Below are 24838 nucleotides of genomic sequence, written 5' to 3' on the forward strand. Positions count from 1 at the left end.
AGCCTGGTCCGTTGTTCCCCGGACTTTTTCCACAGCATTTACGGTTTTTCATATGCGGCAACTTCATGAACTTCTGCTTTTGAAAAGCCAATCATCCCATGTCTGATACGTTTTGTAAACCGCCTTTCCCACTAAAACCTATCGGATCGTTGATGGGAGTGATATATGAAAGGCAAAAACCTAAATAGTATAATCCATTTCGCCCGCTGTAGCGTAAGTAATAACGACTTAGACATTATCACAAATGACTACTTTAAGTTATCAGCGATCATCTTTCATTAATTTGATCAATCATACAGGTTTTGCAACCGAAAGCTAATTGCTGACTATCAACTGCAAAAGTGCTCATACAATTTAATTTCTGATAAGGTTTAATCATCTCTTTTGGTAGTAGCCAAATCAAAGCTAATGATCTAACAAATCAGGATTTAAAACATTTTTAATTTGGACAGTGACCTAAACAGTATACAATTAATAAAATCTTGTATATTACTGCAAATATGCCCGCCGTAGAAAATATGTCGCTTTGTAAAGGAAATAAAAAGGGAGCTTTTTATTCAATATGTTTTGCGGCACTGCTGCAACTGATAACCCTCATTGTTTTTGCTCAAAACAAACCCATTCATTTCAAGAAACTTTCCAGAGACAACGGCCTTTCCAGTAACAATATAAATTGTATTTTTCAAGACAAAAAAGGTTTTATTTGGCTTGGAACGAGAAACGGGCTCAATAGATATGACGGCACAAATGTGATCTCTTATAAAAACAGCGAAAGTGATTCGTCAAGTCTGAGTAATAATTATGTGACTGGAGTTGTAGAAGATAAATCTGGCACTATCTGGCTTTCAACAGCAGGAGGCGGATTGGATAGGTTCGACAGAAATAAAGGCAAATTTTATGCTTACAAGCATAGTGAAAAAAATCCTAAAAGTATTGGCACAAATTATATCAGCCGATTAGAAATCGATAAAAACGGGAAGCTGTGGCTGGGAACCTCGGCCGGACTGGATTTATTTGATCCCGTCACAAAGTCTGTTATCAGGCATTTTGTAAATGATCCTGCCGATGAAAAAAGCCTTAACGATAATAATATTTATGCTGTTTTTTGCGACCGTGATAATAATATTTGGGCAGGTACCGCTCGCGGGCTGAATTTTCTGGATCGAAAAACCAATGTTTTTAAAAGATTTGTTTCAGACAAAAGCCCGGTATCTATTTCAGGAAACGATGTACGGTGCATTTTTCAGGATAGTTTGGGCAGAATTTGGGTCGGTACTTTTGGCGAAGGATTGAATCTTTACAAGCCTGGCGAAAATACTTTTATACGTTTCAAAAATGATCCTGCCAATCCTGCTTCGATTTCGAACAATAACATTACCAACATCAGACAGGCGGGTGGAAATTTATATGTAGGTACTGAAAATGGTGGGCTCAATATTCTTAATTTGAATAAATGGACTTTCACTTCCTATATTCATGATGATATTGATCAAAGTAGCGTCTCCTCAAATTCGGTTGACTATATTTTCAAAGACCGCCAAAATAACATCTGGCTCGGGATATATAGCGGAGGAGCCAATGTTTTTGTCAATAATACTAATTTTGAGCATTACCAGCATAGTACTTCACCTTTCAGCCTTTCTCACAATTTTGTTCTTTGTTTTTTTGAAGATTCAGACAAGAAATTCTGGGTTGGAACAGATGGCGGCGGATTGAATTTGTACGATCGGAAAGCTGAAAAATTTACATCCTATCAACATACACTGGCACCGCAAAGTATTACTGGAAATTATGTTTTGGCGATTGTAGAGGACAGTCAGAAAAAGCTATGGATTGGTACCTGGGGAGATGGTGTTAGTGTTTTTGATAAGAAAACAGGAAAGTTTACTACCCTGAAACATGATAAAACCCAGACGAATAGTTTGCGTAATAATGATATATATGCTATTGCGATTACTTCCGATAAAAAAATATGGTTTAGCACTTACGGAGATGGGTTAGATTCCTTCGATCCTGAAACAAAGCAGTTTGAGCACCATTTTTATGACCCAAAGGTTCCGGGAAGTCTTTGTAATAATGTTGTAAATGCTTTATTTACAGATCGTTCTGGGAGGCTTTGGATAGGTACGGAGGATGGAAACATTAGTCGGTACGATCCGAAAACTGGTAAATTTATTACCAAAAATGTTTCAGATAACGAAATTACCGACAATCCGATTATTTCCATTTCGCAGGATCATCAAGGCATTTTATGGCTTTCGAGCGTCAAAGGTCTGATCCGCTATGATCCGGAAACGGAACAGCACAAAAGATATACAACGGAAGACGGTCTTATAAATAATTCGACACAGGCTTTGGTTGAGGATAATCAGGGAATGCTTTGGATCAGTACTGCCGCCGGACTTTCTATGTTTGATCCTATGCGGGAAAAATTCCAGAATTACTCGGCTGGATATGGTCTACAAGCCAACGAATTCAAACAGAAATCGGGTTATAAGGATTCCAATGGCATTTTGTATTTCGGTGGTATAAATGGTTTTAACAAATTTGATTCACGTTTGCTGGTTCCGGGGAAAGACACATTTCCGATTGTATTAACCAATTTGAAGATCTTTAACAAAGACGTAAAAGTTAGTGCGGATGGCAGCACTCCGCTTAAACAGGATATATCCGAGACTTCGTCCATTACACTTTCCCATGATCAGTCGTTTATTTCCCTGGAATTTGTCGCGCTGGATTATACATTTGCGGGTGAAAAATATGCCTATATTCTTGAAGGATTTGACAAAGAATGGAATTACGTAGGGTCGAATAATACGGCTGTTTATACCAACCTGCCACCGGGAAATTATACGTTTAAAGTTAAAGCTCAAAACTTTTCAGGAAGCTGGACAGAAGGCAATAGTAGTTTGTCCATAACTATTACACCTCCGTTTTGGACAACCTGGTGGTTTCGGTTTTTGGGTCTTTTATTGATTGTGTGGCTTATTTATGCCATTTACAAATATCGCGTTAATGCCATTATTACCCAAAAAGCAGATTTGGAAAAGATCGTAGAGCAACGCACTTTGGTTGTGAAAAAGCAAGCTGAGGAATTGTATGAGCAGTCGGAATATCTTCAATCTTTAAATGAAGAATTGCAGGCCCAGTCGGAGGAGTTGAGGTCTCAAACTGATGAGCTGTTTGTTCAACGAGAGCACGAACAATCGGCCCGGAAAGAGGCAGAGCGGGCTAATCAGGCAAAAAGTATATTTCTGGCGACGATGAGTCATGAAATAAGAACGCCAATGAACGGTGTCATTGGAATGACTGCGTTATTAGCGGAAACAGAACTAACCCACGAACAACGGGATTTTACACGCACAATCGCTACCAGTGGGGAAGCTTTATTAAATGTGATCGATGATATTTTGGATTATTCCAAGATTGAATCCGGTAATATGGACCTTGAAAAAAAAGAGTTTGACTTGCGCGTGGTAATGGAGGAGATTATGGATCTTTTTGCGTTGCAGGCTTCCAGAAAGAATATTGATATTTTGTATTTTATTGAAGAAGATCTTCCCGATTATATCATCGGCGATAGTTCAAGACTGAAACAAATTCTGACCAATCTGATCAATAATGCTATAAAATTTACAGCGGAGGGAGAGGTTTTTGTCCATGTCAGCAAGCTTGGAGAAGATCCTGAATATGGAGTAAATGTTGGATTTTCGGTTAAAGATAACGGCATTGGAATACGTTCGGAACAGCTCCCAAATCTTTTCAGAGCATTTAGTCAGGTCGATTCTTCCATCAATCGAAAATATGGAGGAACCGGGCTCGGGCTTGTGATTTGTGAACGTCTGGTCAAAATTATGGGCGGCGAGATTGTGGTTGATACCACTTTTGGGAAAGGCTCAGTTTTTTCTTTTAACATTCAGACAAAGGCTGGACGAAAGTCTGATGAGAAAGTTAATGAGGCTATGAAAATAGCAGAAATTTCTGGAAAGAATGTACTGCTTGTTTGTAGCGGGCACACAAATCAGATGATTCTAAAAAATTATCTTGATGGATTTAAGCTGATCACCCATGTGGCATTTTCTGAAAGAGAAGCCTTAGCAATGGTTAATGACAACAAATTTATCAAGCTTGTGATTACGCAACTGAAATTGACAGGATCGGATGGTTTAAGTTTGGCTCAGTCGTTGAAAAACAATATTAATTCTAAACCGGTTATTTTACTTCATGCTGCCGGAAATGATACCGCTTTCAAATCCCCGGACTTGTTTTTTGGTAACTTGACTATGCCTGTGAAACGGTCTGCTTTGTTAAATGCCGTTCACAGGGCTTTGACAGATCAAAAAAACCTCAGCTTAAATCCTGCGTCAGAAGTCAAAATCCTTGACAGCCATTTTTCAGAACTATTCCCACTTAAAATATTAGTCGCGGAGGATAATCTTGTCAATCAGAAGTTTATACAATATGTGCTGCAAAAACTGGGTTATCAAATTGTTATAGCGAACAATGGTATAGAAGTTTTAAAAAGGCTTTCTGAAAGCGCTTATGATGTTATTTTGATGGATATTCAAATGCCGGAAATGGATGGCTTTGAAGCAACACGGATTATCAGAAAGGATTTTGGTTCAAAACCTTATATCATTGCATTAACGGCTAATGCGATGCAGGAGGACAGAAATAATTGTTTGCTGGCAGGTATGAATGACTATGTAGCAAAACCTATAAAACTGGAAGTCATAAATGAAGTACTGCACAAGGCATATAAAGCTGTCAGTAATAAATACTGAAATTAAATTTTACAGTACTTTGATACCTTCTTTTTTAAAGACATCAAATCTTTCATTTTGAGCATCCATTTCGGTGATTACGTAATCCAGCGACTGTATAGGACACACGCGGTAGGGCTCAAATGTTTCAAGCTTGTCAAATGTACTGAGCGCGACAGCCATGGAAGAATGCTGAAGCATAGTTTGTTTGAGCTCCGATTCCTCCATATAAACGGCGGTGACCCCTTTTTGCATATCCAGTGCACAAACACCCATAAAATAAAGGTCTGCCTGGAAATTTTCAACCATTTTAATAGCCTGGTATCCGACAATTGTTTCGGATTCTTTTAAAAAATGCCCGCCTAAAATAATCAGTTCTATACCACTATAAGCAGAAAGAGCCGGTATGATTGCCGTATTATTGGTAATTACTGTCAGTTTGATATCAGTAGAAAGAAGTGTAGCAAGCGTGTAAATGGATGTCCCTCCATCCATGAATATGGTTTGTCCGGATTTGATCAAGGTCTGTGCTTTGAGGGCAATTATTTCCTTGTCATCCTGTAAATGACCAGCGCGTTCTTTGAAAGAAAGCGGATTGTGAGAGCGGGGAATAGCGCCGCCACGGATTTTAAGTAACAATCCGTTATCAGCGAGCATGTCAATGTCCCTTCGGATCGTATCCGCAGAAACATTTAAAGCACTGCTTAGCTCACTGAATCCAACTTCACTGTTATTTTGCAGTTTTTCCAGAATGTAATTAAAACGTTTTTCTCTGACCATGATCAAAATTGTTTTTGCAATATTATGCAAATTTGCATAATATTGCAAAATGTATCACCGTCAATAAAAATGAAAAACTTAGAAATTACCGACGATAAAAAAACAAAAACGGCCAGAAGAGCCAGTTTGCTCATTTTTCTTGTTTGCGGCATTGGTCTTTCAAGTTGGGCACCGATGGTACCTTTTGCCAAAATTAATCTTGGGCTTGATGATGCTGCGCTGGGACTTGTGTTGCTTTCACTGGGTGCTGGAGCTATTTTGACGATGCCTTTTACCGGTTTTTTTATAAATAAATTCGGAAGCAGAAAAGTGATGCTTGTGGCTGCTATCATGATTGCAATAGCGCTTCCACTGCTTCTTTTAACAAAATCTGCCTGGGAGCTGGCGGCAGTTCTTTTTGTTTTCGGGGCGTCAATTGGCTCTATTGACGTAGCTATGAATTCTCATGCGGTTTTGGTACAGGAAAAATATGGCAGACATATCATGTCCTCTTTTCATGGCATGTTTAGTCTGGGTGGTCTTGCCGGTTCTATCGGACTTGGGTTTTTGATAAAATTAGGACTTTCTCCTTCCGTGGCAGCGGTGAGTATATCGGTCATGCTTGTAGTTATTGCAGGCAGTCAGTACCAATATCTTTTTGCCAAAGCTGAGGAAAAAAGTGTGGATTCTTTTTCATTCAGTTTGCCAACCGGGCCTGTCGTAGCGCTGGGATTAATGTGTTTTGTTTTCTTCCTGGCCGAAGGCGCACTGCTGGACTGGAGTGCTGTTTTTCTGCAATTCAACAGAAATTTTGAGCCGTCCATGGCAGGGTTGGGATATGCTGTTTTTTCTGTTGCAATGGCGGTTATGCGTCTTACAGGTGATAAAATTATTCATAAAATTGGTTCGTCAAAAGTTGTTTTGTACGGCGCATTGGTCGCATCAGCAGGTTATTTTATAGCCGTTTCAATTCCCTGGCCCGGTGCTGCGCTAATTGGTTTTGCATTGGTAGGCCTGGGGGCGGCTAACGTTGTTCCTGTTTTTTTTACGGCTGCCGGCAATATTCCCGGTATAGCTCCATCTGTGTCTTTGCCTGCGGTTACTACGCTGGGTTATATGGGCCAACTGGCAGGGCCAGCCATGATCGGATTTATTGCGGATGCTTTTTCGCTTCCGATTGCCCTCGGATTTGTCGGTGTTTTGCTTCTGATCGTCGCTTTCACCTATAAAGAGAAATAATAAATTCAGCAGGAGCTGTTTGGGAACTTCTGTTTTCTGAAAAATTTTAACCTAATTGCTTCATGATCATAGCTACCTATAATGTTAATGGCGTAAACGGCCGTTTGCCGGTGCTGCTGCGATGGCTTAAGGAAAAACAACCGGATGTTGTTTGTTTGCAGGAATTGAAAGCGCCGCAGGAAAAGTTTCCTGAGAAGGAAATAAATGATGCAGGATATCATGCAGTTTGGCATGGGCAAAAAAGCTGGAATGGTGTTGCTATTTTGTCCCGTGATTCCGAGCCACAAGAAGTTAGAAGGTCTTTGCCAGGTGACGACGAGGATGATCAAAGCCGTTATATTGAAGCGATTGTCAGCGGAGTATTGATCTGTTGTCTTTACCTTCCAAACGGAAATCCCTCTCCCGGGCCTAAGTATGATTACAAATTACGTTGGTTTGATCGCTTGCAAGCGCACGCGGATTACCTTTTAAAAGAAAATGTTCCGGTTGTCTTAGCCGGGGATTATAATGCAATTCCCACCGGATTGGATGCTTACAAACCGGAACGCTGGGTTGATGACGCCCTTTTCAGGCCTGAAACAAGAGCCGCCTACAAGTCGCTTGTGGACCAGGGCTGGACCGATGCACTCAGGCACCTTTATCCTGATGATGTCATTTATACTTTCTGGGATTATTTCAGAAAGGCTTATGATCGAAACGCAGGACTTCGGATTGATCATTTTCTTTTAAATCAGCAGGTTTTGAATCGTCTGGTTGCGGCTGGTGTTGATAAGGAAGTTCGAGGCTGGGAAAAAAGCAGTGATCATGCGCCGGTATGGATCGAGCTGAGCTAATGACTAATTTCGGGATACCGGTTTTTTTTGGTAGTAAGTTCTTTTAAAATATGAGAATCTCGTGGTCTGCTAAAACCTTGATTTCACACTTAAATCTTATTTGCAATACGTTGAAGATTAAATCTGATATACCGCAATTATTTCTTCGTCTCGCACCCGGCATCGGCTTTTTACTACCGGTTATGGATCGTTTTGGATGGCTTGGAGAGGCGGGTTTTAGTGGAAATGCTTGGGGGAACTGGGAGAATTTTGTTGGTTATACCAATACTCTCATGCCATTTTTTGATAAATCAATTGCCCATGTTCTGACCACTGTCTGAGAGATCGTTTTTGGCATAACCTTAATGATCGGTTTCCAGACAAAACTGGCGGAGATCGGCAGTTTTTTACTGACCTTATTTTTTGCTCTAAGCATGTTTGCTTTTGCAGGTTACAGGGCACCTTTCAGTTACTCTGTTTTCACGGATAGTGCGGCGTCTTCGCTGCTTGCCTCAGTATCTGGGTACAAATGGAGTGTTGACAATTACTTTTTATCACAAACATAAACTGAAGTGGAAAGATTTTTTGATCTTCTACAAATTCCTTAAGACGTCAGGAACAAGCTGTTGTAATTTTCGAAAAATATATAGTACTAAAAAATCCTGTTCCTGAAATATTTTCAGGGAGCAATTTTTTTATATATAACTGAAAATAAGTAATTTATAATTTTAAAAAGTCATCCAAACAATAAATCTCCAATCCTGAAGCATCAAGATCAGGAAATATTTTCAAAACTTTAAAGTAAAACAAATCTCATGATCGTCTACCATTTTAGAAAGGCGAAAACAGAATAGAAAATTAATAACAAGACCAGTAACCGCCCTTCAGCAATAGTAATAAATTTTGAAAAATACATTTTAAAACAATTATCATCTTTAAAGTTCAGAACATGAAAAATAACTTTCGTTTCGTACTCCCGCGTCTGATCGGCGCTACTTTAGTCGTTGGTTTGGCTGCTTTTGTCATTACAACACTTTTCAAATTAATGTTGGGCCTTGTACTTATCGGAGGCGTTGTAGCCCTGATACGGCGCGCAGCTGGCAGAAATCAAATGATGCCGTCACACATTCGTAATGGCCAGTTTAGACACAACGAAGTGATTAATATTGAAGGCGGAAATCCATGGGCAGCAAGGGCAAATGCAGTACATAATACTTCGACAATCGTACCAATTAATTAAAATAACAAACCAAACCTTAATACTTCTTTTTGCCGGTTCCTGCTTTTGGAATTGAATGGGAAAGTATTGCCCTTGGGAAAACAAATAATTTAATCAGAACAAAAAACTTAAAAATAAAAGCCATGTTTAATCAACAAACAACAACAGATTCACAAAATCAACAAGGATTTGGCCCGGGACATCACAGATGCGGCGGTCCTTTCAGAAAATTTGCAAACAAATTTGGGGGTAAATCACCCTGGGATAGTGTTTTAAACAGTTCCTTCGGAAACCGAAAAGCGGTAAATATTGAAGAAAAAGAATCTTCCTTTATCATCTCACTTTACGCCGCCGGACTTGTTAAAAGCAATTTTAAAATATCATTTACAGGTGATGTGCTCAATATTGCCTACGCCGCGCATAAGGAAGATGCTACGAGTCAGAGCACATATACCTACCAGGAATATGAACCCGTCTCTTTTGAGCGTTCGTTTCAATTAAATGGAAAAGTGCTGACGGAAAATATAAGTGCTTCATACACGGATGGTGTGCTGATTATCACGCTGCCTAAAAATCCTGAAACAAACAAACCGGGTCAGGAAATTAATGTGAACTAAGGCTCATTTGTAAATTGAGGGTGTGACTGATTTGGTTACGGCTTCGATTGGTTAATAAAATCAATAATGATAAACGTATAGCTGTTATCGTTATTATTTACAAAATTGTGCAAAATAGGTCAGTTTCATTTGATCAGGTAAAATCCTCTAAACTGCTTTTTATTACAACTATCCCACTGCATAGGCGTAGTATTGGAAGCTGAATTTAAACAACTATAAAAGGGCCGGAAACTAGCCTGATAATAAATTTGTAAATTTATTATCAGGCTAGTTTTCTTGTAATCAAGTATATATTTTTATTTTTATGTTTTTGACAAAAACAAATTAAAATCAATGCAAACGTTTGCAATAATTTTTACGTTGCTTTGGAAGCGATTTCTAAATGTGCTTAATATTGGAGTGGGTCATCTTGGAAATCTAATTTCAGTACCATTTAATTTTTGTAAAACCTTTAAATAGAACATAAGATAAACTGATGCAAAATCAAGCTGAAAAAATAAAAGTTGCAATTTTGGGCGTGGGGAACTGCGCAAGCTCATTGGTGCAGGGCGTTGAATATTATACCACATTTTCGGATAAAACCTCGGGTCTGATGGCAGATAACATTGGTGGCTACAAGGCAGAACATATCGAATTTGTTTGTGGATTTGACATAGATGAACGAAAGATCGGGCTTCCGCTGGGTAAAGCTATTTTTGCCAAACCAAATTGTACGATCGTTTTGAATCCCGATGTTAAGTCACCGGCTCCGGTTTATCGTTCACCTGTTATTGACGGTGTTTCTCCTCAAATGGCTGCCTACCCGGCCGAAAACCGTTTTGTAATAAAAGATGAATTAAAAACAACGGATGTTTTAATTAATCCGGCAGGTTATGATACGAATCTTGTTGCTTCACTTCGTAAAGAGGTTATTGAGCACTTAAAAGATCATCAGGCCGAGATTCTGATCAATTATCTTCCGGTAGGCTCACAGCTTGCTACGGAGTTCTATGCCGAAATTTGCCTTGAACTGGGCATTTCACTGGTAAACTGCATTCCGGTTTTTATCGCATCCGACCCTGTTTGGGAGCAAAAATTTATAGACGCGGGAATTCCTATTATCGGGGATGATATGAGGAGTCAGTTTGGTGCCAGCATTGTTTCTCAGATGTTGCAGGAACTTGCCTTTGAGCGCGGGCATCACGTAAAAGCGCACATTCAACGTAATGTTGGCGGTAATACAGATTTTCTTAATATGGAGGATAAAAACCGTCTTAAATCAAAAAAAATATCAAAGGAAAATGTAATTCGTGCCCAAAATGATATCAGGGGTATTGCTACAAATGATAGTTTTTTACATGCAGGGCCGTCTGAATATATTGCTTATTATGGTGATAACAAGGTTGCTAATTTCAGGTTGGAGCTGGAAGGATTTATGGGAGCTCCTGTCATTTTAGATGCGCAGCTGTCGGTGCAGGATTCTCCCAATTCAGCAGGCGTGGTCATTGATGCGATCCGCTACGTATACGTTGCCAGGGAACTTGGCCTGGTCGGCGCACTCAGAGGTCCATCCGCGTCAACACAAAAAACACCGCCGCAGCAAATGATGTTCAGCGACGCAATTTATGAATGTCATGCACTTGCCAAAAGGGAGTTGACCGAATCGACAAAAAAACAGTTGAAGCCCGCGTCTTTTTTAGTGAGTTAAATTATATTTTTAGTATATGAAATTTTCAATTTTATCTATTGCTTTGTAAAATTGCCGGCTTCACTGTCTTTCGGGCATATGGAGCCGGTTATTTTAACGATAGTTAACGTCCCATTTCCGGCACGAAATATCCGGAATCAATAGGCAGAATTTTGAGATTGGCTGGGAATCTGATTTGCATGTGGTATCAGATGCATTTGATCGATGACTGGCCGGAGAAGGAACTTACATTGGGGATCAGCAGATAATCCCGGATCGTTATGGGTATATTGAATAAGCGTTCACGACTTTTTTCTTTGCACAGAGCCGAGATGTAACCGGACAGGTAGGAGCTCCCAAACTTCCCGGCGCAAGGGAGTAAATTTTCAGATCTTGGAATTGAGGCCCGAAAAAAACTGATCTACAAAACATATTTTAATTCCACGCGCTATGCTCTCGTAGCCATCCATCGTGATAGGTTTTGTAATAAATGTATTGATTCCTAACTGATAGGCCTGTTTTCTTAATGCAGCATCCTGGGAAGTGGAAACCATAAGCGCAGGAATATTTTTGAATTCAGGTTGGGACTTAATAATACTGATCGCTTCCAGGCCGTTAAGTCGCGGCATGTTCATATCAACAAGAATTAAGGTCAAATTTCTGGTTTTATTTTTACAACTGATCAGATCAACCAGATCCTGGCCGTCAGTAGCTTCAATAATAATTGTTTCAGGAAGTATTGAAATAATTGCTTCTCTTAAGAACAAGCGGTCATCTTCGTCGTCATCTGCCAAATAAATTTCAACCTGTCCCATTAAAAATTTGTTCACTATTGATTTGACAAACTCGACAGCTGCTACTTTTTGCAGCTTTGATAGGTAAAGATAATTTTTAATCAATAGGTTTCAAATTAATTTGATCGTATCAAATTATTTCGACCGTACAGATTGTCAGGATTAAAAGATAAAATTTTTCACTTCGGCTTTTGGTAGTCTTGATCAGTGATAACTATCTCATCACCCTCAAGTAAAATACCATTTTGCAGGCTGACGAGATTTTGCCCGAAAAAAATATTTTTATCAACTTTCCTGTAGGTAGCCAATGTTTTTAAAGGTTCAGAACTTTTCTGGCCAGTTTCAGGATCAATACTTACCATAACACACCGTTCACAAGGTTTGGCTACGATAAATTCTACCTGACCGATCCTGATCTTTTTCCATGAATCTTCTGCGAAAGGCTCCGTGCCGGAAATGATAAAATTTGGTCTGAAGCGATTCATCGTTACAGGCTGTTCAAGTCTGCTGTTAAGGTCTTGCAAAGAACCTTCTGAAATTAAAAGATAAGGGAAATCATCGGCGAAACTAACCTTTGCTTCTTTGCCTGTGTAAGCGGGATCCATCTTTCTCAGCGAGTGTTCCGACATTTCAACAATACGTACATTTTTTCCCAATTGGCTGCTTAGCCACTTATCAGCCTGGTCGCACACTGTACGGGCCAGCACAATGTCGTCCCAAACCTTGACCTGAATTGTTTGCCTGGAAATGGATTCGAATGGAACAAGGATCTGGTTGCCAACCTGAAGCCTATGTGAAATCATAAGACCCTTGTCAAAAATTTCGACATCGAGCAATGCCATATTTGCATTCACACGCTGGGTTAAAAACTTACCTTTTTCATCCACGATCATCCAACGGCGGTCGTATTGCAAACCTTCTTCTTTAACATGTGCCTTTTTCTGACGTATTCCGCCAAGTGATTTCACCGGATAAATCCATATTTCGGACAAAAGCATGAGCGGTTTCGGGTTGATTTCTACACCCTGCTTAAAAAACCATTCCCCCGTGACGCTGGTACAATTATTTATAAGTTGAAAAATCTTACCCTTAACTTGTTGTACACTATTAATTTATGATGCCAAACAAACCCGTAAAAAGTCGAATAGCCATATTGGGTGGCGGTCCCAGTGCATTATTTGTTTTTAAAAGATTTGTTGAAGCGGCCGACACAGATCTTGAAATGCACATTTTTGAAGCGAAAAAATTATTGGGAGCCGGTATGCCTTATAGTTATGAAGGTGCTAACAAAGAGCACGTTACAAATGTGTCAGATAATGAAATTCCCGAAATTGTGACATCCATTGAAACCTGGATAGAAACACTTTCCACAGAAAGTCTGGCGAAGTTTAATATCGAGAAAGAAAATTTCAATGAATATAAGGTTTTACCGCGTTTATTGTTTGGACAATATTTGTCCGCTCAGTTTACCTTGCTGCTTGAAAAAGCAAAATCAAATGGGCTTACGACGATTGTCCATCTGGGAAGCAGGGTGATTGACATCGTGGATAATCCTGATACCGGAAAGGTTTTGATTGAAACTGCGGAAAAAGAAAGTTTGGAATTTGATAAGGTAATTATTTGCACCGGACACAAATGGCCTGTAAAATATGAAGGTGTTGTGGCCGGTTACTTTGATTCTCCTTACCCACCTGCCAAATTGGAATTAAAGCTGAATCATGCTATTGCAATTAAAGGTTCATCGCTTACAGCTGTTGACGCACTGCGGACGCTGGCACGTAATAATGGTACTTTCGATAAGGATAAAAATGGGAAAGTTCGCTTTCTGGCATCGAAAGATAGTCCTGATTTTAAACTCGTAATGCATTCAAGAAATGGCCTGCTTCCGGCTGTCCGTTTCCATCTTGAAGATCCGCTTGTATCAAATGATTCTTTACTGAGCCAGGAGGAAATTCAGAAAAACAAAACAGAAAATAACGGGTTCCTTTCGCTGGACTTTGTGTTTGAAAAGGAATTTAAGGATTTATTTAAAGACAAGGATCCAAAGTTCTACGAAAGTATAAAGGAGCTTAGTATGGAAGACTTTGTAGATTCCATGATGAGTCAACGGGAGAGTGCAGAACCATTTTCACTTTTCAAAAAAGAATATGAAGAGGCTGAGAAATCAATCAAAAGAAAGGAATCCATCTACTGGAAGGAAGTGCTGGCTATCCTCAGTTTTGCTATGAACTATCCTGCAAAATATTTGTCAGCTGAGGATATGCAACGACTTCAAAAAGTATTAATGCCTTTAATATCAGTCGTTATCGCTTTTGTTCCTCAAAGTTCCTGTGAAGAGTTACTTGCCCTGCATGCCGCAGGAAAGCTGGAAATTGTTGCAGTAGGAGAGACGGGTGAAACAGAGGCGGAAAAAATTAAGGGCGGTATTACCTATCATTATAAGGGCGAAAACGGAGCAGATCAATCCGATTATTATCAGACTTTCGTTGATTGTGTTGGCCAGCCGCATCTGGATTATGAAGACTTTCCGTTCAAAGGTTTGTTTGAGAATGAAGCCATAAGTCCAGCACGGATTAAGTTTGAATCTTCGGAAAAAGCCAGGTTAGCAATGAATGGAGGAAATAAAAATATCGAAAAATCAGGAGATGATTATTATTTGAAAGTGCCCGGAATAACGATCAATGACAACTTTCAGATTGTCGACAACAACGGCAAGGCTAATAAAAGGATTTATATCATGGCCGTTCCTTATATCGGCGGGTACAATCCTGATTATTCAGGACTGGATTTCTGCGAGCAGGCTTCGTCCAATATTGTTGAAACAATTCTTGATATTTAGCAAATGATTTGTTTTTAATACCAACCCAGAAGTTTTATGTGGAGCGGAAACCAGTGTTTTCCCGTGCTGATGATGATCAGTATCAGTATGATGAGATAATTCATTTTCCACCACTTTTTTGCAGGCTGGGTTGGAGGAGCATAAATCTTTTTAAATAAGATAATGACCACAGAAGTCTGTATCAAAAATGGCATGATCGAAAAGGAATCTGATATCATTGAGGTTGGTGATTTTGATGCTGGAACATTGGTAAATACAAGAGGATTTCACATTTTGGGAAATGACAGCGAGCTTTTGGCGTCCTTATTATTTTCCATGAATAGTGAAATCCTTGTTTCTACGTTGAGCATAATAAATAACACGGTTTAAATATATAGTCCTCTTAGTTGTACTGCTTTGAAATGTATGTGAATGCTACTATAATAGCAGTGAAAATCATTTTTTTGTATGTAGAAAAATGTCTGCGCCTTTTCAATAGCATTAATTATCAAAGTCGACTTACTAAAAAGGCCGCCTCGAAAGTTTGAAAGAATGCCTCGAATCCGTAATTTTCTGTAAATAAAACTCAAATTGGAAAACCGGATACAAGTTTTGATTGTGGAAGATGAGGCAGTACTTGCCATGTATGTCAGTGATTTGCTTGAAGCTCAGGGTTACGCTATTGTAGAAGTGGCTGATAATGGCAGGGAAGCATTATCGGTTTATAAGGATAACCGGGTTGATATACTGCTTTGTGATATTCATTTGAAGGGTGATTGGGATGGAATTGAAACAGCCAGGCAAATCATTGCATTCAAGCCCGTTCCTGTAATTTATCTTACTGCTTTTGCCGACAAACAAACCATTGAAAGGGCGAAGGAAACATTTCCTGCCGCATATCTTACCAAACCAGTAAGGCCTGAAAATCTTGGAATAGCAATTGATCTCGCCCTTCACAACTTTGCACAGGGAAAGCTTGCCGCAAAAAAAACAGAATTAAAAAATGCTGAACCGGCAGATAAGGAAACGGCTGGCAAGGAGTCAATATTACTTATTGATGATCAGGTGTTTATAAAGCATAATTATCAGTTTGTTCGTATCAGTCTTGATGAAATTCTCCTTCTGGAAGCTGATAATACGTATACCAATATTATGGTCAAAGGTCAAAAATATGCATTACGTCTGACGCTCGGAAATACCCAACAGAGGCTAGGCTATGAGTCTCTGGTTCGTGTACACCGGTCTTTTGTAGTCAATGTGAGGAAAATAACCGGTTTTAATGACCGGGAGATTTTTATTGATTCGTTCACCGTCCCGCTTGGAGCGCAGTATAAAGAAGATTTTATGAAGCAATTCCATATCCGCTGAAAATAAGAACAGACAGTTTTCCCGGATAAAAATAAATCTCATACTAACCCGGAAGATTTGACTTTCTTTGCTAAAACCCTCACGTTATGAAATTTCGTTTACTACTAATAAGCTTGCTTGCATTTGGTGGATTCAAATCATTCAGCCAATCTGGTGCTGGAAATAACCTGGCTTCGGTAGAAAATCAGTTTGAAGGTATGTCTGATTCGGCGCGTTTTGAAAAGGTAACAGCCTACTGCGACTCGCTTGTGGATCAGCATAAATATACAGAAGCGCTCACAGGAACAGTATATTTGATGCAAATTGCCCGGCGGTTTTCCGACAGATCTTTCATAGGCCGTGCTTACCTGGCCACAGCCTACTTGGAGAAAAGTCAGAATAAATCCAGTGAGGCGATTACGCAGTATCAAAAGGCATATGAAGAATTTATAGCGGCTGGTAATTTCCGGAAACAGGTTCGTGTTTTACAGATGATCGCTGGTATTTATCTGGATTTAAACGACTTAAAATTGTCAGAGTATTATTGTCAAAGAGCTTTGGTGATTATCGACAAAAATAATTTGCAGTCTTTAAAAACAAGTATTTATACGGATCTTGCCACGATTGAAGACATTAGAAAGAATTATAACAAAGCGCTTCAATATAATTCAGATGCAATCCGGATAGCAAAGGAAAACAATTTGATCTATCTGGAAACATTACTAAACCGATGTATCATACTTAAAAACGCTGGGGAATATCAGAAATCAGCAGATTCTTATCTGGAATGTCTTAAGCAAGCCAGAGCGCAAAAGGAAAGTTTTGTGGAAGGAATTGTTTACGTGAATCTTCCTAATACGCTTCTGGCGCTCAACCGTGTTGCTGAGGCCGAAACTTACATAAATAAGGCACTTGACTGGGCCAAAAGTATACAAGCGGGATTGAACGTCATGGTCAGTATATATGAAACCATTACCATGATAAATGAAAAGAAGGGAGATTATAAACAGGCGCTGTTTTCTCAAAAACGATGGTATGCATACCGCGACAGTATTTTGAATGAGGAAAAAAGCAGACAGCTGATTGAGACCGAAACTCAGTTTCAGACCAGGGAAAAACAGCAGCAGATTCAGCAGCTTGATGAAGATAATCGCAGCAAGAAAAAACAACTTTGGTGGCTCGCTGCCGGGGTTTCTATATTGCTGATTTTATTGGTTGTAGAGCTGCTGCAATATCGAAAAATTCAAAGTGTGAACAGACAACTGAACCACACAAATCTAACACTCGGCAAGGCCAACCAGCAGATTAGTATGCAGTCCGGGCAGCTTAAACAGCTCATGCAGGAGCTCCACCATAGGGTGAAAAATAATCTGGCCATTATTTCAAGTCTGCTCTACTTGCAGGCAAACCGGCTTGATGACAAAAAAGCTGTTCAGGCCGTTTTGGACGGACAACAGCGTGTGGAGGCAATGTCACTCATTCATCAGCAACTTTATCAAACCGATAATGTAACACGCGTGGGGATGCAGGAATATATCAGTGATTTGGTTAAAGGTTTGATGCAATCTTTTCACTATCAGGAAAAACTGGATCTGACATTGCAAGTTGAGGATATTTCTCTGGATGTAGAACTGGCCGTTCCTTTGGGATTAATTATTAATGAGCTGGTAACCAATGTTTTTAAACATGCTTTTAATCAAGTTCAGCAGCCGGGATTAATAATTCGTTTATGGCATACAGATCATCTTTTCCTGGAAGTGAAAGATAATGGTCCTGGTGTGGATCCTGAAACCTGGAAAAAAGCAGGACAGACTTTTGGGAAAAGACTGGTGATTTCGCTTGTCAAACAGGCAGGCGGAGCATTGCAGGTCAGCTCGGATCAAGGGGCACGTTTTTTACTAACACTTCCCGCAGTTTCAGAAAATTTACCAGATTTTCTGGCCGAGGTAAAGGAATAACGCTAATAAGAAGGAACATTGCTTTTGTCACATTAACTTTTTCACTCCGGTATGAATTCTCCCAGTAAATTCCAGTCCATGCCGTTTCCCCAGCCTTGTCCGTGATCGCTCGTACTTTTAATCTTATGGGTTTCGCTGATTTGGTATTCGCCGTATGTTAATAATGAAAGAATTGATCCCGGTCGCAAATGCTCACTTGCCCAGGTTAAGGGAGAATCTCCATTCACATCTTTTGCTGTTTTGTCAGCCCCATTTTTTAACAAATATTGAATAGTTTGTTCATCCGCATAAGCTGCTGCTCTGTGCAGAGGCGTTTCTCCTTTGGTTCTTACATCACGCATAAAAGCACCGGTTTCAATACCCGGAACTGTTTTGGCATTCACTTGTGCGCCTTTTTCGATAAGAAGTTTTACCACAAAATAGTAATAAGGACGTCCAGCTTTGGAAAGTGCACCATGCAAAGGAGTTTCACCGGTTTTATCTATCCTTGCATTTGGATCTGCCCCGTTATTAATCAGGAAATCACAGACTTTCCAATGTCCGAAATAGGCGGCGTGCCCTAGTTCCTGATTAAGATTTAGCGTGTCAAGTTTTCCTCCGGCCGATAAGACGGCTCTAAGTCCGGTAGTGTCATTGTAATAGACCAGCCATTGCAAAGGTTTAATTTGACCAATCTGAAGAATTTCCTGCCAATCTGGTTTTTTTATCAGTTCAACAATCAGATCTGTTCTTCCCTTGCTGATTAATTCCAGCATTTTTTCAACTTCCATGACCCGCAACTGTTAAAAGTAAGGTCAAACAAGTTATTAAATTTTAGGGTTGCGATCAATGATATAATTGAAATATTCTTTCGGTATTATTTCAAATTTACCCGGTTTTTAGTTGGTCAGATCGTTTTATTGAGCCGGTTTTGTGAACTGATCAAGCTCCTCCTGTCCGGGAGTTTGTGTGCTGATACCGTTTTTGGGCACATCTGTACGGGAGGTCCATACAATAGCATTCAGTACCAGCATGCGGAAATCGTCATTTTTCCAATTTGCATGCATGTGTCCGCCTGTGAATCCGAAACCTCTTCCCCCGGCTGGCCGCTCATATGCCCAGGCGATGATCTGCGGTTCCCTGTTTTTCAAAACAGCCTCCTTTACAAAGGGATTGTTGGTATGGGTTCCTTCCGTCCGGTTTAGCGTGGAGTCGGGCGGGAGCGCTTTCAGGATAGGTGTAATGTTTTTCATATCCTTCACAAAACGCAGATGATAATACCATTCATCCATAACACCAAAAGGTTTCACCCCATTTGTGACAGGATGGTGAGGTAGCTTTTTTATGGCTGGTGTCCAGAAAGGGTTTACAGACCAGCCCGTTTCAAAATATCCTCCAACAAGATCACGGACTCTATCCGCGTCCTTTCCATTGGGTATTTCAAGTGTAAAATGAAGCATAACCAACCCGGTTCCATTATTCATCAGGTTTTCTATTTCCGAAAGATGTGGAAGGAGGATGTGACCTTGTGCTCCCTCGCTGAAAATAACGATGGTAGCTGCATTCTTTAAAGCGCCTGGATCTTGCGGCCAGCCGTTGTGAAAAACAGCCGTGTCCATATCGGGCATGGCCTGTTTTAATTTTTGTGCAAGAAAACTGATGCCGCCATTGTACTCATGTTGTCCCTTGGGATGACTATCAGCACTGGCAATGAAAATTACTTTTTTTCGATTTTCAGATTGAGAATTTTGCTGTGCATGGGCAAAAATATCAATAAAAGAAAAAAGACATATCAGAATGAAAAACAGGTATTTTGTTAATATCATGATGCTTTGTTTAGAGCCAAATTGATAGCAAGTAATTCTTGGAACAAAGGATAAAAAACCAGACCAGGCACGGCGTCTGCTAAAATTTTATTAAATCAGAAATTTGGCCTTAAATAAATCGGCTAATGCAATGGAGGAAAGAAGCGTGTGCCATATCTTTGGATAAAACAAATCAACCAGAATATGAAAATCAGACTTACTTTATTCTTACTGACCCTTTGTGCGGCTTCATGGGCGCAACTTCCCGCAGCGGATGATATTAAAACTTCTAAAGGTCTTTTAAAAATCCAGCCGCTTAATCATGCCACGCTGGCAATGACCTGGAACGGAAAAACGATTTATGCTGATCCATACGAAGGAGCAAAAACATTTGAAGGAATTGCAGCGCCGGATCTGATTTTGATTACAGACATCCACGGAGATCATTTTGATCCGGCTACCCTTGAAGCACTTGATTTGAGTCATGCGATATTGGTTGTACCACAAGCGGTTGCCGACAAAATGTCGGATAAAATCAAGGCAAAAGCTGTGGTGATCGGTAATGGACAGACGATCAGCAAGCTGGATATTTCTATCACAGCGATCCCGATGTACAATCTTCCGGAAGCCGCAGATTCCAAACATACCAAGGGAAGAGGCAATGGTTACGTACTAAAAATGGGTGGTAAAACTATTTATATCAGCGGTGATACGGCCGGGATTCCTGAAATGAGAAGTTTGAAAAATATCGATGTGGCTTTTGTTTGCATGAATTTGCCTTATACCATGGATGTTCCCGAAGCTGCTTCGGCGGTTCTTGATTTCAAACCAAAAATCATTTACCCGTACCACTACCGTGGAGCAAACGGATTTAGCGATACGGAAGCTTTCAAAAAACTGGTTAATGATTCCAACAAAGCAATTGATGTACGGTTACGTAACTGGTACGCAAAGAAATAATTTTTGAAGAATATTAATTACTCAATCCCCGGTGTTCAAAGTGAACGCCGGGGATTTGGCTTTATCATGCATTTGCTTGCACATATTTTTTGAGGGAATAAAAGACAATATATTTAAAATTTTACTTTGCACTTCAAAGTACTTTTCATATTTTTGATTGGTTAAATTCATATTTTTTGAATATTTAAGATTGTTGACGATTGAGTTCGGTTTATGTATGAAGTACTTTGTGAAAAAGTCATCCGTTGTACGAGAAATTTGGGGCAAGGCGGATTATATACTTTTTATTTTTGCAGGAGCTTCCGCTGAATTTGCCTTAAACAAATCAGTTGACTGGCTTTATTTTACAGGCCGCCTTCCGGCTGATCCGCTGGGCCGACTTTTTTCAACGGTTGCCTATGCACGTCAAATTGTTTTCTCCGAATATGATGCTGCTCTTATTGCGATTGATAAAATCTCAGCCATTCATCAGGGCGTTGAGCAGCAGCGTGGTGCGCAGATACCGGACTGGGCCTACCGGGATGTTTTATTTATGCTGATCGATTATTCGATTCGTTCGTTTGAACTTTTGGAGCGAAAGCTGACAGACCCGGAAAAGGAGGAAGTTTTTCAGACGTTCTTACAGGTAGGATTAAGAATGAAAATTTCCGGACTCCCCCAAAGTTTTGATGAATGGAAAAGTATGCGGGAGCAACATCTTCTGGATGATCTTTTGAAGGGCGATTTTACTATGGATTTATACAAACAATATAAAAAACATCTTGGCATTTTTAGGTATTACATGCTGATGCAGGTACAGGTACTGGTGGTTCCTGATCATGTAAATCACTTGCTATCCCTTGGTAAAATTCCATGGCTCCTTCCGGTTTTAAAGGGTTATAAATTGACAAGGCTTTTAGGTTTTGAAAAATTGATCCGCAACGCCTTACTTCCTGCTGATTACAAAGCTCAGGTTATAGCTTTGGACAAAATCTGAAAAAACTATCTTGCGGTTACAACCAATAATAAGTATGAGGGTCTATGGTATTAACTAAACCGTATTGACATCATGAAAAAAACTGTATTTGGAATCCTTTTTGCCTTCATTTTAATTGTTTCCGGATGTCAGATGGATGTATCGCCGGATAATGTTGAGCCCATCGTTGATCCAAGGCCTATCGTGGTTATTTCCCGGGATAGTATTTCTTCGGGCGATTACCTTGGCATGGCGATTAACGGAAAAGCGGAAAATATTTATTCGGCAGTTCAATCCCTCCAAAAATCAAAGGGCGTCTCCTATTTGAATATCGTCAGTAATTTTTCAATGGAACTTATCGATTTACAAAACCGTCTCGCATTGTACCAATATATTTTGTTTGACGAAAGTAAGGGAACAGATTCTGGGATACAGCTTAATCTTGAATCTGGTAAAGTCAAAAGTATTTATTTAAACAGCGGAAAGCAGCTTACACAATGGCCTGAAAAACTAAATTCTGAATCGGCGATCAGGGTTGGAGATCCGGCAGAAAAACTTTACGGAAAATTTATAGTCATCCGAAATAAAAGTCAGTATGCTTCCAAGTTTGAGCGTATTTTGTTAGCAACAAAGGATTTATCTTTGTCTTATGATCCTTTGATGGCAAAATCGCCACAATGGTATTTTGCTTATTCCATTGGATCGGATGTACATGAAATGGTGAAAATAAATTTCCACGCCGGAAATGTTAGCAGCATTATAGTGGAACGGTACAAATGATATAAGTTTTTGTGAGCGGAAAAGTTTCCGGGATATTTACTTTTTTATGATCTTTTTTTGCGAGAGCTAATGTCTTTACAGCGAATGCTTCATCAGGCTACCGGCTACCAGATGAATGCAAAAACCAAATTTTAGCCCGAATTCCCCATCCATAGCAACATCCGCAAGCCGAGGTAAAATACTAATATATTTTATGTTGTGATATGACTTAATATAAATTGGGGAACAAAGAAATTATTTAATCATGAAAAAGCCAGGTCAAGCAAAATTTGACCTGGCTTTTTCAATTCCGTTTCCTCAAACTGCGCAATGCGCGAATATAACGTTACTATTATTCCACATTGGGTATCTTCTAGCCGCGGTATTTCTCGGCTTGGTTTTCACAAATGTTTCGGTAACTATTGATTCATTATCTGTCTTTTCAATATATTCTTCAAGTAAGGCAATAGAGCTGTTCAAAGACGAAAGGCTGATGCCTGCATCATTAAGCGTATGGAACAGACCTCTTAGTACAGCAAGATCTGTCTTTGCCATCAATAAGTTTTCAGGATTTGTTCCGAAAGATTCAAGATTCATTTTTTTATTATTAAGCTGGTTATTTAGTTGTGATTCTTAATAATAAAAAAGTGTACCAAGGGAGGAGAAGTGGGGGAGGTGTGATTTATCAAAGATCGAATTTTGCAAGCAAATAACGTGAATCTTTGGTGTCAGAATAAATACTGCAACCTAATGATATTCAAATATATACCAGTCAAGCTATTTCAAAAACCATCCAGAAGGCAGGGCAAGTAACCGCAGAGTTGAATTGGTAATAAAATAAAAAAGCCGTTAACCGGATATGTCCGGGTAGCGGCTTTTTGTTATTCCTGAGAATGTCTTTTCTGAATTGCATCTTTATCAACCAGAATTCCCAAGCCATTTAGAAGCGGATAATTGTATAAACTTTGTCCGGTTTCAATAGCAATATCAATGGCGGCCTGCCTTACTTCAGGGAAACTCTCGGTGTCATGAAAAACCGTACAGTCGGAATGCCGGGCTGCCCATAATCCACATTCGTATGTTTCTTCATATTGGTGAACTATATCAATATGGGCAAGATTGTAGCGGGACTTATCCTTTTTTATCCAGTCCCTGTAATCGGATTTGAATAATCTTATGTTCCTATGTTCCGCGAGAATTGCTTTTGTTTCCTCAAAGTGATCTACTTTTTCACCGGAAAGCGATTTGGAATCAAATGTATCAATGCCGGTCACTCTTTCAAAATAATTGGAAAAAGAAGCAATTGAAAAGCCAAATCCCACTCCAAATTCTATACAAGATATGCGTTCCAGGTCAAATCCGTCGAGAATATCTTCTATAATTAATTCCAGACCTTTCCATGCTGAAATTACATCGGGAAGGTTTTTAGGTTTTATGAGCTTGGCAGGTTTGTATATCGGGATATAATTTTTTTTGAACGTCTTTTTTATAGTTTGTTCGGCATCCATGAATTTAAAATAAAGTGAGAATCAATTTTAGCTGACAAAAGACTAATACTTTTTTGGTTACTTAACGCAAATAGCCCAAAATTTATTTAACGGTACGCTTTTGTCAAAATTGATTAAAAATCTGATCACTAATTTTTCACAATGCGCAGGTTTTTAACTTTGGCTTCTTCTAGGACATCCGGATTATGCGAACAAATAAATACACCGGCAATAATTTTGTCAGGAAGATTATCCATTTGATGCGAGCCTACAACTTTCAATGTCTCCCCTTTTTTTGCAGCCCACATGGTATATTCCTTACCTTTTCTTTGAAGTTGTACTGTTTGTACATCCTTTTCTTTGCTGAAAATTTCGTCTTCCGGATCACGCATTTTATCACCTTTTGCAACACGCCACTGCAATACCGTCAGGCCATCACCGTGTAATACCGCACTTACATGCGATGCATTGTCGTAAAGTGACTCTCTGATCATCCAGCCAACTTTTCTATGCGGATCTTTACCAGTCCCGACAAATTCAAAATCGGCTGTCATCGTAAAATCTCCTTCAAGTTCTTTGTAAAGAAACTGGAATTCGTCTCTTTCAAACCAGATATTATATCCAGAACCTTTCAGCGTATAAGTTTTAGAGTTCTTGTCGTATGTGGAAGAGCCCGTAAGTTTGGGATTTCCAATATCGGTAGTCATTTTAAATTCACCAATTTTTTTAATCAAGACAAAACCAGACAGCAAAGCTATTGCAATGACTGAAACGAAGATTTTTTTGGAATTCATGTTTTCGAAGAAAGTATCAGAAGTTGATTTATTATCGGTTAAATGTACATTTTTTTAGATAATTAGTGATACCATCTGAATGTTAAATCTGCGATACTTCAAAAAAA

The 24838-nt window shown here is 39.5% G+C and carries 22 protein-coding genes; 14 read left to right on the forward strand and 8 right to left on the reverse strand.

Annotated features, from left to right (window positions below):
• Positions 1-500 precede the first annotated feature (500 nt).
• On the forward strand, positions 501-4784 hold the full coding sequence (locus tag FZF08_RS14740) for a two-component regulator propeller domain-containing protein (RefSeq protein ID WP_159470018.1): 4284 nt from the start codon (positions 501-503) through the stop codon (positions 4782-4784).
• 9 nt (positions 4785-4793) lie between these two features.
• Here FZF08_RS14740 and FZF08_RS14745 read toward each other — a convergent pair whose 3' ends face one another.
• Positions 4794-5543 carry a DeoR/GlpR family DNA-binding transcription regulator gene (locus tag FZF08_RS14745; protein ID WP_159470020.1) on the reverse strand — a complete coding sequence of 250 codons (750 nt, stop codon included), beginning with the start codon at positions 5541-5543 and terminating at the stop codon, positions 4794-4796.
• A gap of 69 nt (positions 5544-5612) precedes the next feature.
• Between FZF08_RS14745 and FZF08_RS14750 the strand changes: the two genes are divergently transcribed.
• From FZF08_RS14750 to FZF08_RS14775, 6 genes are all read left to right on the forward strand, one after another.
• Entirely contained in the window at positions 5613-6761 is a 1149-nt protein-coding gene (locus FZF08_RS14750) for an MFS transporter (protein ID WP_200837091.1), read from the forward strand.
• A 62-nt stretch (positions 6762-6823) separates the two neighbouring features.
• Entirely contained in the window at positions 6824-7594 is a 771-nt protein-coding gene (gene xth, locus FZF08_RS14755; RefSeq protein WP_159470024.1) for an exodeoxyribonuclease III, read from the forward strand.
• Between the two features lie 50 nt (positions 7595-7644).
• Complete coding sequence (locus tag FZF08_RS14760; protein WP_159470026.1) at positions 7645-7914, forward strand: hypothetical protein; 270 nt, start codon at positions 7645-7647, stop codon at positions 7912-7914.
• 608 nt (positions 7915-8522) lie between these two features.
• Positions 8523-8813: a hypothetical protein gene (locus tag FZF08_RS14765; protein ID WP_159470028.1), complete on the forward strand. Its 291-nt coding sequence runs from the start codon at positions 8523-8525 to the stop codon at positions 8811-8813.
• Between the two features lie 122 nt (positions 8814-8935).
• Positions 8936-9409: an Hsp20/alpha crystallin family protein gene (locus FZF08_RS14770; RefSeq protein ID WP_159470030.1), complete on the forward strand. Its 474-nt coding sequence runs from the start codon at positions 8936-8938 to the stop codon at positions 9407-9409.
• A 475-nt stretch (positions 9410-9884) separates the two neighbouring features.
• Positions 9885-11096, forward strand: a complete 1212-nt coding sequence (locus FZF08_RS14775; protein ID WP_159470032.1) for an inositol-3-phosphate synthase — start codon at positions 9885-9887, stop codon at positions 11094-11096.
• 365 nt (positions 11097-11461) lie between these two features.
• Here the strand turns inward: FZF08_RS14775 and FZF08_RS14780 are convergent, their stop codons facing one another.
• Both FZF08_RS14780 and FZF08_RS14785 read right to left on the reverse strand, forming a co-directional pair.
• Positions 11462-11905 carry a response regulator gene (locus FZF08_RS14780; protein ID WP_159470034.1) on the reverse strand — a complete coding sequence of 148 codons (444 nt, stop codon included), beginning with the start codon at positions 11903-11905 and terminating at the stop codon, positions 11462-11464.
• Positions 11906-12048: 143 nt separating this feature from the next.
• Complete coding sequence (locus FZF08_RS14785) at positions 12049-12867, reverse strand: MOSC domain-containing protein (protein WP_159470036.1); 819 nt, start codon at positions 12865-12867, stop codon at positions 12049-12051.
• A 116-nt stretch (positions 12868-12983) separates the two neighbouring features.
• Between FZF08_RS14785 and FZF08_RS14790 the strand changes: the two genes are divergently transcribed.
• The 4 genes from FZF08_RS14790 to FZF08_RS14805 all read left to right on the forward strand — a co-directional run bounded on the left by FZF08_RS14790 (position 12984) and on the right by FZF08_RS14805 (position 17992).
• The gene (locus FZF08_RS14790; protein WP_229216541.1) at positions 12984-14708 is read left to right on the forward strand and encodes an FAD/NAD(P)-binding protein; all 1725 of its coding nucleotides are present in this window, start codon (positions 12984-12986) and stop codon (positions 14706-14708) included.
• 162 nt (positions 14709-14870) lie between these two features.
• A complete protein-coding gene (locus FZF08_RS14795; RefSeq protein ID WP_159470038.1) occupies positions 14871-15077 on the forward strand; it encodes a hypothetical protein in 207 nt (68 codons plus the stop codon).
• 201 nt (positions 15078-15278) lie between these two features.
• Entirely contained in the window at positions 15279-16055 is a 777-nt protein-coding gene (locus FZF08_RS14800; protein WP_159470040.1) for a response regulator, read from the forward strand.
• An 86-nt stretch (positions 16056-16141) separates the two neighbouring features.
• Positions 16142-17992, forward strand: a complete 1851-nt coding sequence (locus FZF08_RS14805) for a sensor histidine kinase (protein WP_159470042.1) — start codon at positions 16142-16144, stop codon at positions 17990-17992.
• A gap of 41 nt (positions 17993-18033) precedes the next feature.
• Here FZF08_RS14805 and FZF08_RS14810 read toward each other — a convergent pair whose 3' ends face one another.
• Positions 18034-18762, reverse strand: a complete 729-nt coding sequence (locus FZF08_RS14810) for an ankyrin repeat domain-containing protein (protein WP_159470044.1) — start codon at positions 18760-18762, stop codon at positions 18034-18036.
• A gap of 126 nt (positions 18763-18888) precedes the next feature.
• Positions 18889-19797, reverse strand: coding sequence for a ThuA domain-containing protein (locus tag FZF08_RS14815; RefSeq protein ID WP_159470046.1), 909 nt, complete (start codon positions 19795-19797; stop codon positions 18889-18891).
• A gap of 183 nt (positions 19798-19980) precedes the next feature.
• On the opposite strand from FZF08_RS14815, the gene FZF08_RS14820 reads away from it, so the two are divergent.
• From FZF08_RS14820 to FZF08_RS14830, 3 genes are all read left to right on the forward strand, one after another.
• A complete protein-coding gene (locus tag FZF08_RS14820) occupies positions 19981-20736 on the forward strand; it encodes an MBL fold metallo-hydrolase (RefSeq protein ID WP_159470048.1) in 756 nt (251 codons plus the stop codon).
• Between the two features lie 229 nt (positions 20737-20965).
• On the forward strand, positions 20966-21712 hold the full coding sequence (locus tag FZF08_RS14825) for an oxygenase MpaB family protein (protein WP_310590597.1): 747 nt from the start codon (positions 20966-20968) through the stop codon (positions 21710-21712).
• A gap of 72 nt (positions 21713-21784) precedes the next feature.
• The gene (locus FZF08_RS14830; protein ID WP_159470052.1) at positions 21785-22471 is read left to right on the forward strand and encodes a hypothetical protein; all 687 of its coding nucleotides are present in this window, start codon (positions 21785-21787) and stop codon (positions 22469-22471) included.
• A 297-nt stretch (positions 22472-22768) separates the two neighbouring features.
• Here FZF08_RS14830 and FZF08_RS14835 read toward each other — a convergent pair whose 3' ends face one another.
• From FZF08_RS14835 to FZF08_RS14845, 3 genes are all read right to left on the reverse strand, one after another.
• A complete protein-coding gene (locus FZF08_RS14835) occupies positions 22769-23047 on the reverse strand; it encodes a hypothetical protein (protein WP_159470054.1) in 279 nt (92 codons plus the stop codon).
• Positions 23048-23331: 284 nt separating this feature from the next.
• A complete protein-coding gene (locus FZF08_RS14840; RefSeq protein WP_159470056.1) occupies positions 23332-23958 on the reverse strand; it encodes a class I SAM-dependent methyltransferase in 627 nt (208 codons plus the stop codon).
• Positions 23959-24086: 128 nt separating this feature from the next.
• Complete coding sequence (locus tag FZF08_RS14845) at positions 24087-24731, reverse strand: hypothetical protein (protein WP_159470058.1); 645 nt, start codon at positions 24729-24731, stop codon at positions 24087-24089.
• Between the last annotated feature and the right edge of the window lie 107 nt (positions 24732-24838).

This window comes from Dyadobacter sp. 3J3, assembly GCF_009801115.1.
Taxonomy (GTDB): Bacteria; Bacteroidota; Bacteroidia; order Cytophagales; family Spirosomataceae; genus Dyadobacter.

What these genes read in the sequence shown, in the direction of transcription:
- FZF08_RS14845 (WP_159470058.1), bottom strand. Translation starts at nt 24,731, where the DNA reads ATGAATTCCAAAAAAATCTTCGTTTCAGTCATTGCAATAGCTTTGCTG.
- FZF08_RS14785 (WP_159470036.1), bottom strand. Translation starts at nt 12,867, where the DNA reads ATGCTTTTGTCCGAAATATGGATTTATCCGGTGAAATCACTTGGCGGA.
- FZF08_RS14760 (WP_159470026.1), top strand. Translation starts at nt 7,645, where the DNA reads ATGAGAATCTCGTGGTCTGCTAAAACCTTGATTTCACACTTAAATCTT.
- FZF08_RS14750 (WP_200837091.1), top strand. Translation starts at nt 5,613, where the DNA reads ATGAAAAACTTAGAAATTACCGACGATAAAAAAACAAAAACGGCCAGA.
- FZF08_RS14815 (WP_159470046.1), bottom strand. Translation starts at nt 19,797, where the DNA reads ATGATATTAACAAAATACCTGTTTTTCATTCTGATATGTCTTTTTTCT.
- FZF08_RS14820 (WP_159470048.1), top strand. Translation starts at nt 19,981, where the DNA reads ATGAAAATCAGACTTACTTTATTCTTACTGACCCTTTGTGCGGCTTCA.
- FZF08_RS14790 (WP_229216541.1), top strand. Translation starts at nt 12,984, where the DNA reads ATGATGCCAAACAAACCCGTAAAAAGTCGAATAGCCATATTGGGTGGC.
- FZF08_RS14830 (WP_159470052.1), top strand. Translation starts at nt 21,785, where the DNA reads ATGAAAAAAACTGTATTTGGAATCCTTTTTGCCTTCATTTTAATTGTT.
- FZF08_RS14805 (WP_159470042.1), top strand. Translation starts at nt 16,142, where the DNA reads ATGAAATTTCGTTTACTACTAATAAGCTTGCTTGCATTTGGTGGATTC.
- xth (WP_159470024.1), top strand. Translation starts at nt 6,824, where the DNA reads ATGATCATAGCTACCTATAATGTTAATGGCGTAAACGGCCGTTTGCCG.
- FZF08_RS14835 (WP_159470054.1), bottom strand. Translation starts at nt 23,047, where the DNA reads ATGAATCTTGAATCTTTCGGAACAAATCCTGAAAACTTATTGATGGCA.
- FZF08_RS14765 (WP_159470028.1), top strand. Translation starts at nt 8,523, where the DNA reads ATGAAAAATAACTTTCGTTTCGTACTCCCGCGTCTGATCGGCGCTACT.
- FZF08_RS14795 (WP_159470038.1), top strand. Translation starts at nt 14,871, where the DNA reads ATGACCACAGAAGTCTGTATCAAAAATGGCATGATCGAAAAGGAATCT.
- FZF08_RS14770 (WP_159470030.1), top strand. Translation starts at nt 8,936, where the DNA reads ATGTTTAATCAACAAACAACAACAGATTCACAAAATCAACAAGGATTT.
- FZF08_RS14740 (WP_159470018.1), top strand. Translation starts at nt 501, where the DNA reads ATGCCCGCCGTAGAAAATATGTCGCTTTGTAAAGGAAATAAAAAGGGA.
- FZF08_RS14810 (WP_159470044.1), bottom strand. Translation starts at nt 18,762, where the DNA reads ATGGAAGTTGAAAAAATGCTGGAATTAATCAGCAAGGGAAGAACAGAT.
- FZF08_RS14745 (WP_159470020.1), bottom strand. Translation starts at nt 5,543, where the DNA reads ATGGTCAGAGAAAAACGTTTTAATTACATTCTGGAAAAACTGCAAAAT.
- FZF08_RS14775 (WP_159470032.1), top strand. Translation starts at nt 9,885, where the DNA reads ATGCAAAATCAAGCTGAAAAAATAAAAGTTGCAATTTTGGGCGTGGGG.
- FZF08_RS14840 (WP_159470056.1), bottom strand. Translation starts at nt 23,958, where the DNA reads ATGGATGCCGAACAAACTATAAAAAAGACGTTCAAAAAAAATTATATC.